9 protein-coding genes are annotated in these 9,853 nt (G+C 70.4%); 3 read left to right on the top strand and 6 right to left on the bottom strand.

Annotation, left to right across the window (positions count from 1 at the left end; all coding sequences use genetic code 11):
• The 4 genes from G6030_RS10330 to G6030_RS10315 form a co-directional block, all read right to left on the bottom strand.
• A partial coding sequence (locus tag G6030_RS10330) for an ABC transporter substrate-binding protein (protein WP_182643055.1) occupies window positions 1-1,088 on the bottom strand: 1,088 nt, incomplete at its 3' end.
• Window positions 1,089-1,099: 11 nt separating this feature from the next.
• Entirely contained in the window at window positions 1,100-1,846 is a 747-nt protein-coding gene (locus G6030_RS10325; RefSeq protein WP_182643054.1) for an ATP-binding cassette domain-containing protein, read from the bottom strand.
• The gene (locus G6030_RS10320) at window positions 1,843-2,961 is read right to left on the bottom strand and encodes an acyl-CoA dehydrogenase family protein (protein WP_182643053.1); all 1,119 of its coding nucleotides are present in this window, start codon (window positions 2,959-2,961) and stop codon (window positions 1,843-1,845) included. The genes G6030_RS10325 and G6030_RS10320 overlap by 4 nt, the downstream gene beginning before the upstream one ends.
• On the bottom strand, window positions 2,958-3,500 hold the full coding sequence (locus G6030_RS10315) for a DUF4242 domain-containing protein (RefSeq protein ID WP_007629770.1): 543 nt from the start codon (window positions 3,498-3,500) through the stop codon (window positions 2,958-2,960). Before G6030_RS10315 ends, G6030_RS10320 begins: the two co-directional genes overlap by 4 nt.
• A 171-nt stretch (window positions 3,501-3,671) precedes the next feature.
• On the opposite strand from G6030_RS10315, the gene G6030_RS10310 reads away from it, so the two are divergent.
• Both G6030_RS10310 and G6030_RS10305 read left to right on the top strand, forming a co-directional pair.
• On the top strand, window positions 3,672-4,358 hold the full coding sequence (locus G6030_RS10310) for a PhoU domain-containing protein (protein WP_182643052.1): 687 nt from the start codon (window positions 3,672-3,674) through the stop codon (window positions 4,356-4,358).
• Window positions 4,359-4,419: 61 nt separating this feature from the next.
• On the top strand, window positions 4,420-5,262 hold the full coding sequence (locus G6030_RS10305) for an SDR family oxidoreductase (RefSeq protein ID WP_182643051.1): 843 nt from the start codon (window positions 4,420-4,422) through the stop codon (window positions 5,260-5,262).
• Window positions 5,263-5,307: 45 nt separating this feature from the next.
• On the opposite strand, the gene ilvD is transcribed toward G6030_RS10305, so the two are convergent.
• Window positions 5,308-7,047 (bottom strand): dihydroxy-acid dehydratase, encoded by a 1,740-nt coding sequence (gene ilvD, locus G6030_RS10300; RefSeq protein WP_241724293.1) that lies wholly within the window; start codon window positions 7,045-7,047, stop codon window positions 5,308-5,310.
• Between the two features lie 122 nt (window positions 7,048-7,169).
• On the opposite strand from ilvD, the gene G6030_RS10295 reads away from it, so the two are divergent.
• A complete protein-coding gene (locus G6030_RS10295; protein ID WP_182643050.1) occupies window positions 7,170-8,819 on the top strand; it encodes an arylsulfatase in 1,650 nt (549 codons plus the stop codon).
• A gap of 11 nt (window positions 8,820-8,830) precedes the next feature.
• Here G6030_RS10295 and G6030_RS10290 read toward each other — a convergent pair.
• Window positions 8,831-9,853, bottom strand: a 1,023-nt coding sequence (locus tag G6030_RS10290) for a deoxyribodipyrimidine photo-lyase (RefSeq protein ID WP_182643049.1), incomplete at its 5' end; no start/stop codon positions are given.

Genomic DNA, 9,853 nt, shown 5'->3' with positions numbered 1-9,853 from the left:
AGTTCGCCGTGTACGCCCGCGGGGTCGAGGCCGTCGAGGAAGCGGGTCTCCCCGTCGACGACCGTCGTCCGCATCTGCCGAACCAGCTCGGCGGTGAAACTGGGGAACGGATACGGGTGGAAGTCGATCCGGTTGCGCGCGGGTCCGCCGTCGGGGTCGGGAACGGTGCCGGTCATAGCCACGTCGACCGCCTTGGGCGGCTGCGGCAGATAACCCTTCCCGGACAGGATCGCGGCGGCCGAGGAGCGATCCGCGGTGATCCCGAGCTGCGCGGCGACGGCGGCGTCGACCAGCGCCTGGACGGTGTCCGGCCGGTTGTCGATGAGCTCCTGGTGCACGACCGTGACGCAGCAGGCGTGGTCCCGCCACACCTGATCGAGCAGCATGTGCAGCGAGCCGACGCCCTGCGCGACCGCACCGGCGTTGAACGGGTCGGCGACGGTGAAGGCCGAGATGGAGCCGGTGGCGAGCGCCGGGATCATGTCCGACGGCCCCATGACGACGAGCTCGACGGTGCCGTCCGACCGGCTCGGGGCCCGTCGCGCCACGGGAGTGAGACCGTGGGCGCGCAGCACGCGTTGCAGCAGGATGTTGTGGATCGACCACCAACCGGGGATCGCCACCTGGGTGCCGGCGAGTTGGCCGATCTCCGTCACGTCCGGCGCGACCGTGATGGCCCCTCCGCCGGTGTGGTTCCAGCTCACCACCTTGACGTCCGCGCCGATCACATACCGGAGTTGGACGGCCGAGGGCATGAGGAGGTGGATGAGGTCCACCTGCCGGGTGAGGAACGCCTCCATGAGCGACGACCAGGACCGGAACAGCACCGGTCGACCGACGAGGAGTTTCTGCCGCTCGAAGTAGCCGTCTCCGTGTGCCACGAGCAGGGGGGCCGCGTCGGTGATCGGCAGGTAGCCGATCCGGAGGTCGTCGGTGGCCGCGCCCCGCGATGCCGTCGCCGCCGTGACCAGCGAGCCGAGCGAGGCGGCACCGCCGAGGGCACCGGCCCCGACGGCGAGGGCACCTCCGGCCCGGAGCAGCGCGCGTCGGTCGAGGAGGGGGCCTCTGGCCCCGGGGGAATCAGACATCGCCGCGGCGGTCAGGCGGTCCGGTAGGCGGCGAGAATGCTCTCCCGCAGGGTCGGATCCGAGTCGGTGGTGCCGTGGGAGGGGTTCGTCCACTGCTGCTGCACGCGGCCCGAGGAGCCGAGCAGTGCGATACGAGAGCCCACGACCAGTGCCTCGTCCACGTCATGCGTCACCATCACCGTGGTGACCCCGAGGTCGGCCGTCACACCGACGAGCCACCGTTGCGAATCAGCCCGGGTGACCGGGTCGAGAGCGCTGAACGGCTCGTCGAGGAGGAGGATCTCCGGGCGCGTCGCCGCGGCACGGACGACCGCGACCCGCTGCGCCTGCCCGCCCGAGATCTGATCGGGGCGGGAGTCGGCGAGCTCGGTGATGCCGAAGTGGTCGAGGAGATCATCGACGTGTCGGGCGTCAACGCGGCCTCGCAGGGCACGGAACCGGCCGCCCAGCGCCACGTTCTCCCGCACCGTGAGCCACGGGTACAGCAGCGGCTTCTGGAAGACCACGGCATAGGAGTGGCCACCGCCGCCGGTGCTGCCCGACCCCACACGGAGTTCGCCGCCGGCCGGTTCCTCCAGCCCTGCCAGGAGCCGAAGGAGAGTGGACTTACCGACGCCGGACGGGCCGAGGAGGACGAGCGATTCGCCGGACCGGACCTGTAGATCGAGGTCGGTGAACAGCGGCCGACCACCGGGCAACCGGTGCTGGAGGCCCGTGACGCTGACGGCCACCGGCTTCTCGAGCACTCCGGCCGTCACGGCGCGACCCCGAGCCTGTCGAGCTCCCACCGCAGCTGGGACTGGGAGGGCGACTGCACGGGAAGGAACGCCGCCTCTCTCATGCGACGGTTCGCCGGGGCCGCCTGGGCGTACCCCATCCCCCCGCAGAGGACGGCCTCGAGCCGGGTCGCCGCCGGCGCGATCTCGGCACCGTCGAGTCGCAGGAGCAGGAGATCCTTCAGCGACGCCTCATGCGGCGCCGCACCGAGGCGATGCAGTTCGGAGTGCATATGCGCATGACGAGCAGCGAGGTCGGCGTGCTCGTCCGAGTAGAAGGCACCGAGTCCCTCGAGCCGTCCCTCGGCCTCGGTCAGAGACCGGGCGGCGACGCCCGAGCAGAACGCGGCCTGGAGCACCAGGAACTGAGGGCGCACGCCGGAGAGGAAGTCGGCGAGATCCTCGCCGAGCACCTGCTCGTCCGGGACGATCACGCCGTCCAGACCGATCATCGTGGAGGCGGTCGCGTTGAGTGCGAGGAGGTCCGGAGCATTGCGGATCTCCACGCCGGGCGCGGAGGCGTCGAAGGTGACGACCAGGCTGCGCCCGTCCTCGGTGTTGGCCGCGAGAACGATCGTGCTGTCCGGGTAGACGTTGGACGCCCACGCGATCGGCCCGTCGATCCGGTATCCCCCGTCGAGCTTCGTCGCGGAGATCGGGACGTTGCCGAGGCCGACGACCTGCCGCTGGGCAGCGGCCATCCCGGTGACGCCGGGGCGGCCGCCGTCCGCGACGGCCCGGTAGGTCCGGGCCGCCGCGTCCGAGCGGTCGGCCGAGTGCCGCAGGTAGGCGGCGGTCATCCGCTGCGCCCACGCTGCGAACGCGACGGCCAGGCTCTCCGTGGCCACCGCCTCGATGACCGCGGCGGCGGCGGACACCGGCGTGCGGTCCACGTCGAAGAGGCCGAGGTCGGCGAGTGCGGCGATGTCCTGACGCAGATCCGCCTCGTTCCGGTCCAGCGCGGAGGCGCGTGCGGCGACGGAGTCGATCACCGCGACGAGACCCGCCACGTCGACACTGCCGAACTCACCGGCGGCGAGCCGGGCCCTGGAGGCCCCGAGGTCGTGGGTGATGGTGTCGGTCGCGGAGTCGCTCATGCCAGCTCGTGCAGACGCGAGATGGGGGTGGACACGATCTCACGCGCGCGGACGACGGCGTCGGTGTCCGGGGCGTTGTAGAAGCACAGGCACTTGTCCGTGTCCTCACGGACGTAGGTGCGCAGGAAGGAGACCTCGGGGATCTCCGCGTACTTCGGGGACTTCTCCTTCTTGCGCGTGAGGTAGGTGTCCATGTCGATCTCGGCGGGGATGTCCCACTCGACCAGGTAGCCGGCCTCGGGGCGGGCCGCCTTGATGGTCTCGAGGTCGGTGCCCACGAGACGCACCTGCGCGGGCTCGGTGACCTCGGCCGCACCGATCGCGGACGCGTCCAGGGCGGGTGCCTCGACGGCGCAGGCACCGTTCTCGTCGTCGGGGAGCTCGATGATGGTGAAGACGCGGGAGGCGCCCTTGGTCACCTGGGTCTCGATGACCTCGGCGCCGGAGCCCGCGAGGGTCGAGGCGATGGAATCGATCAGCGCGGAGGGGTCGGTCTGCTGCTCCGCCGAGGGGGTGATCTCGTAGAGGAAGAGGGTCATTGGGGGGTGTTCCTTTCCCGGGGCGTCGTCTCGTCGTCTGGCCCCACGGTAGAGAGAACAGACAGTTCTGTCTAACTATTCCCGGGCGGGCTCCCCCTTTCCGGAGGGCGGCGCGGTGAACACTGGGAGAACGGAGAGCCGGAGCCCCGACCGCGCAACTACAGTCGTGTCATGCGTACTGTTTTCCGATCCAAGCTCGACGAGTTCGAGGACCAGCTGATCCGCTTCTGTGAGACGAACACCCGGTTGCTCGAGCGCGCCACCGCCGCCCTGCTCGACGCTGACGAGGTCGCCGCCACAGAGGTGATCGACGGCGCCGCCGAACTGGAGGACCTCCGTGAGGTGAGCGAGCAGCACGCCTTCGAGCTCCTCCTACTCGAGGCGCCTGTCGCCGGTGACCTCCGCCAGGTGGTCTCGGGCATCTACATCGTCGAACACTTCACACGGATGTCCGCGCTCGCCGGCCACATCGCACGAGTGGCCCGACGTCGGCATCCGCACCCGGTCGTTCCCGAGCCCGTCGTCCCCCTCATCCGCGAGATGGCCCGCCGCGACGGCGTGATGGCCCGACAGCTCACGACCCTGCTCAGCGACCACGACGCCGACAAGGCGCGGACTCTCGACGACGACGACGACGCCGTGGACCAACTCCACGCCGACCTCATGAAGGAGATCTCGTCGGAGGACTGGCCGCACGGGTCGGTCAGCGCGGTCGACCTGGCGTTGCTGGCGCGGTACTACGAGCGTTTCGCCGACCACACCGTGAGCATCGCCAACCGCATCGTCTACCTCGCCACCGGGGAGCGCCCTGACGGCGGCTCGCTCTCCCACCTCGACGACGGCACCGTCCTCGACTGACCACGCCACCTCGCGTTCTGTCGCGATCGTCGCCCGCCCGAGCACGGACAGGAGTTCCCGCGTGGATCAGAGCGCGATCATCACCGGCGGCACCGGCGGGATGGGCCTGGCGACCGCCGCGATCCTGGGCCGCGATCACCGGATCCTCCTCGCGGATCTCGATGACGCCAGGCTCGCCGACGCGGTGGACCGTCTGGCCGCCCTGGGGGTCGAGGCGGACGGCGCGGTCTGCGACATCACCGACCGCGGGTCCGTGGACGCGGCCTTCGCCCGTGCACAGACGTCGGGCCGACTCCGCGCGGTGGTACACACGGCCGGCGTGAGTCCCCTGATGGGCGACGCGGAGAAGATCGTGCGGATCAACGCCCTCGGGACGGTCCACGTCACCGAGGCGGCGCTGTCCGTCGCGGCCCCCGGCTCGGCTCTGGTCAACGTGTCCTCGATCGCCGGGCACCTGTTGCCGTCGTTCCTGCGGCCCGTGCCCGCGTTCCGCTGGGCGACGACCGACCCGGAGCGTATGGGCTCGGCCCTGACCCGGATCGCGACCCTGGCGCCGGGCCGGGGCGCTCCGGGCGCCGCCTACTCACTGAGCAAGGCGTTCGTCATCTGGTATTCCGAGTACATGGCGGCCGCGTTCGGCGAGAAGGACGCCCGGGTCCTCTCGGTCTCCCCCGGCAGCTTCGACACCGAGATGGGGCGTCTAGAGAAGAAGAGCGGATCGGAGCGCATGGTCGGCCTGGCCGCACTCAAGCGGTTCGGTACACCGGAGGAGATCGCCGAACTCCTCTCCTTCTGTGCGTCCGAGAAGCCCGGGTACCTCACCGGCACCGACATCCTCTGCGATGGCGGCAACAAGGCCGGCCTCACCCTGGCCGGGATGCTCTCCATGGCCAGGCGGGGCTGACCGACGCCACCTCACCGGGCGGTGAGGCACGCCGGGCGGCCCGCCTCAGCGGCAGATGGCGCCCGTCGAGGCGGACTGCACCAACTTCGAGTACTTGGCGAGGACGCCGCGGGTGTAGCGCGGCGGCAGGGGCTCCCACCCCTCGCGCCGGGACCGCAGTTCGGACTCGTCCACCAGCAACTCGAGGGTCCCCTGCGAGACGTCCAGTCGGATCCGGTCGCCGTCCCTCACGAACGCGATCGGCCCACCGTCCACGGCCTCCGGGGCGATGTGGCCGACGCACAGCCCGGTGGTGCCACCCGAGAAGCGCCCGTCGGTCATGAGCAGGACGTCCTTGCCCAGGCCCGCGCCCTTGATCGCACCGGTGATGGCGAGCATCTCACGCATGCCCGGCCCGCCCTTGGGGCCCTCGTAGCGGATCACGACGACATCGCCCGCCGTGATGGTCCCGTCCTCGAGGGCGTCCATGGCCGCGCGCTCTCGCTCGAAGACTCGGGCGGTGCCCTCGAAGACGTCCGAGTCGAAGCCGGCGGACTTGACCACCGCGCCCTCGGGAGCGAGCGACCCGCGCAGGATCGTGATGCCGCCGGTCGGGTGGATCGGCTCGGACATCGCGCGGAGCACCTTGCCATCCGGGTCCGGCGGGGCGATGCCGGCGAGGTTCTCGGCCACGGTGCGGCCGGTGACGGTGAGGCAGTCGCCGTGGAGCAACCCGGCGTCGAGCAGCGCACGCATCACCACGGGGACGCCGCCGATCTTGTCCACGTCGGTCATGACGTGGGCGCCGAACGGCTTGACGTCGGCCAGGTGCGGCACCTTGGCGCCGATGCGGGCGAAGTCGTCGAGGGTGAGTTCGACCTCGGCCTCGCTGGCGATCGCGAGCAGGTGCAGGACCGCGTTCGTGGACCCGCCGAAGGCCATGACGACGGCGATCGCGTTCTCGAACGCCTCCTTGGTCATGATGTCGCGCGCGGTGATGCCCTTGCGCAGCAACTCGACCACGGCCTCGCCACTCGCCTTGGCGTAGTCGTCGCGCCGACGGTCCGGGGCCGGCGGCGACGCGCTGCCCGGCAGGGACATGCCCAGCGCCTCGGCGGCGCTCGCCATCGTGTTGGCGGTGTACATGCCGCCGCACGCGCCCTCGCCCGGGCAGATGGACCGCTCGATCGTGTCGACGTCCTCCCGGCTCATGAGACCGCGCGAGCACGCTCCGACGGCCTCGAAGGCGTCGATGATGGTGACCTGCTTCTCCGTTCCGTCGGAGAGCTTGGCGAAGCCGGGCAGGGTGGAGCCGGCGTAGAGGAACACGCTCGCCAGATCCAGCCGCGCCGCGGCCATGAGCATGCCGGGCAGGGACTTGTCGCAGCCGGCGAGCAGCACCGAGCCGTCGAGCCGCTCGGCGCTCATGACGGTCTCGACGCTGTCGGCGATCACCTCACGCGAGACCAGCGAGAAGTGCATCCCCTCGTGGCCCATCGAGATGCCGTCGGACACCGAGATGGTGCCGAACTCCAGCGGGTAACCGCCTCCGGCGTGGGTCCCCTCCTTGACGGCCTTGGCCAGCCGGTCGAGCGAGAGGTTGCACGGCGTGATCTCGTTCCACGAGGAGGCCACACCGATCTGCGGCTTGACCCAGTCGTCGTCGCCCATACCCACCGCGCGGAGCATCCCGCGGGCGGCGGTCTTCTCGAGCCCGTCGGTGACATCGCGGCTTCGGGGCTTGATGTCGGCCTCGCGGCCGGTGGCCGCGTGTCCTGGGCGAGGCATGTCGGTTCCGGAGCTCATGCGCACAGCCTAGGCATTGTCCGCCCCACTGCGCGGTCGGACCCTCCGCCGCGGCACGACCGAGCGCCGATCGGGGCGGGGATTCCCACGCGGGTGCCGGCGTGAGCCGACAGGATGGCGGCATGACCACCGCTACCGCTTCCCGTCCGAATTTCCTCATCGTGGTCGTCGACGACATGGGGTACTCCGACTGCCAGCCCTTCGGCGGCGAGATCGCCACACCCCACCTCCAGCGTCTCGCGGAGTCCGGCGCCCGGTTCCGCGGATTCCACACCAGTTCCCTCTGCGCCCCCACGCGGTCGATGCTGCTCTCCGGCTGCGACAACCACCAGGCGGGCCTCGGCGTGATGCAGCCGCTGCACGCGCTCAACCAGTACATGCAGCCGGGCTACGAGGGATACCTCAACCACTCGGTGCCGACGATGGCGGAGCTCCTGCGTGACGCGGGGTATCGCACCTATCTCGCCGGCAAGTGGCACGTCGGCATCACCGAGGGCACCCGACCGGCGGCGCGTGGCTTCGATCGCAGCTTCGCCTTTCTCGGCGGCGGCGCCAGCCACTTCCACGACGCACGACCGCTGAGCGTGTTCGAGGGCAAGCAGACGATGTACGCGGACGACGACCGCTTCTGCACCGACGAGCTACCCGAGGACTTCTACACCTCGACCGCGTTCGTCGACAGGATGATCGGCTACCTGCGCGAGCACGACGACGACCGTCCGTTCCTCGGATACCTCGCCTTCACCGCCCCACACGACCCACTCCAGGTCCCCGATTCCGATCTGCAGCGGTACGCCGGTCATTACGACGCCGGCTACGAGGCGATCAAGCACGAGCGCATGGAGCGGATGAAAGAGATCGGCCTGATCTCCTCCGACCTCGAGGTCAATCCGGGAAGCGGCCTGTTCCCCACTTGGGAGAACCTGTCGGAGCACGACCGGCAGCGCGAGGCCCGGAAGATGGAGATCTACGCGGCGATGATCGAGCGGATGGATCACGAGCTCGGGCGCCTGCTCGACGAGCTGGACCAGCTCGGGAAGCGCGAGGACACCGTCGTGTTCTTCCTCTCGGACAACGGCGCCAACCCCAAGCAGCCGGAGTTCTACCAGCCCAACACCGTCGAGACGATCGAGGCCGAATTCGACAACAGTGTGGCCAACATGGGCCGGATAGGGTCGTTCGTCTCGATCGGCGGGGCATGGGCGGAGGTCGCCGACACCCCGCTGTCGTACTTCAAGACCACCACCTACGAGGGCGGCACCCAGACGCCGCTCATCGTGGCCGGAGGTCCGGTGACCCGGGAAGGCGTGGTGACCGACGAACTGCTGCACGTGGCCGACATCCTGCCGACCATGCTCGACCTGGCCGGGGTCCGCCGACCCACGGAGATCGACGGCAGACCGGTACCACCGCTGTACGGACGGAGCCTCGCGCCGATGCTCACCGGTCAGACCCTGCAGCCGGTCCGCGGTGGGCTGGACGCACTGTGCTTCGAGATGCTCGAGTGCCGGTCGGTGCTGTGCGGCGACTGGAAACTGCTGTGGATGGCGCCCCCGTACGGCCAGGGCGACCGATGGCAGCTGTTCAACCTCGCGGAGGACCCCCGCGAACTGGTCGACCTGGCCGACCGCTACCCGGGGAAGGTGGCGCAGCTGGAGGGCCAGTGGCGGGCCTACGCCGAGTACGTCGGCTACATCGAGTCGGACGGCACTTCCGCTGCGGCCGAGTTGGGGATCGACCGGTTCTTCGAGTTCCGGCTCGCGGACGACTGACCCCCGCCCGCTCAGCGGGAGCGGTCCCGGACGAGGTCGTACCGGCGCAGCGCCTCGAGCCGCTCCTCGGCGTGGTCGACGATCCGCTCGGGGTACCCGTGATCGTGCCCGTCGGGCCACCGCCAGGGCTCGTGCACGGCCGCCCCGGGAAGATGCCGCAACTCAGGGACCCACCGGCGGACGTAGTCCCCGTCCGGGTCGAAGCGCTGCCCCTGGGTGACCGGGTTGAAGATCCGGAAGAACGGTGAGGCGTCCGTCCCGGTTCCGGCCACCCACTGCCATCCGTGGTTGTTGGAGGCGAGGTCGCCGTCGAGCAGGTGGTCGAGGAAGTGCCGGGCACCGACCGGCCACCACACGTGCAGGTCCTTGACCAGGAAACTCGCGGTGACCATCCGGACGCGGTTGTGCATCCACCCCTGCGCGAGGAGCTGACGCATGCCCGCGTCGACGAACGGGAATCCCGTCCGGCCCCGTCGCCAGGCCTCGACGAGGTCGTCCACCTCGGGGCCCCGGTCGTAGGGCATCCCGGCGAAGGCGTCACGCAGGTCCCTCCACGCGGACCGGGGCTGGTGCCACAGGACGTTGGCGTAGAACTCCCTCCACGCGAGTTCGGTGACGAAGCGGCGGGCCCCCTCGCCGTCGGCGGCGGGGTGCGCCCCGAGGTCGGCGAGGATCGTGCGCGGGTGGATCTCTCCGTACTTCAGCGGAGCGGACAGACGGCTCGTGGCGTCCAGATCGGGGCGGTCGCGTTGCCGCCCGTAGTCCTCGAGGTCGTCCTCGAGGAAGGCCCGCCACCGGGCGTACGGGCGGCCGCTGCCGTTGAGAACGCGACCGGGTCCGACGGCGTACGGCGACCCCGTCTCGACCAGCCGGCGGCCGTCGGCCTCGAGCGCGGCCCGGACCCGTGTGTCCCGGCGTCGTCCGTAGGGCGTGGACTCACGGCTGATGTGCACCTCGCGCGCACCGGTGAGCGCGGCCAGCCCGGGGATGACGCGGGCTGGATCGCCGGTTCGCACGACCAGCGCTCCGCCGAT

It is taken from the genome of Dietzia sp. E1, assembly GCF_014145015.1.
Taxonomy (GTDB): domain Bacteria; phylum Actinomycetota; class Actinomycetes; order Mycobacteriales; family Mycobacteriaceae; genus Dietzia; species Dietzia cinnamea_A.
Note: the sequence above shows the minus strand (reverse complement) of the source record. Positions and strands in the feature narration are given on the sequence as shown.

Bases quoted from the DNA above. Each gene is read 5' to 3' on its own strand.
- G6030_RS10320 (WP_182643053.1), bottom strand. From the start codon at position 2,961: ATGAGCGACTCCGCGACCGACACCATCACCCACGACCTCGGGGCCTCC.
- G6030_RS10315 (WP_007629770.1), bottom strand. From the start codon at position 3,500: ATGACCCTCTTCCTCTACGAGATCACCCCCTCGGCGGAGCAGCAGACC.
- G6030_RS10310 (WP_182643052.1), top strand. From the start codon at position 3,672: ATGCGTACTGTTTTCCGATCCAAGCTCGACGAGTTCGAGGACCAGCTG.
- ilvD (WP_241724293.1), bottom strand. From the start codon at position 7,047: ATGAGCTCCGGAACCGACATGCCTCGCCCAGGACACGCGGCCACCGGC.
- G6030_RS10295 (WP_182643050.1), top strand. From the start codon at position 7,170: ATGACCACCGCTACCGCTTCCCGTCCGAATTTCCTCATCGTGGTCGTC.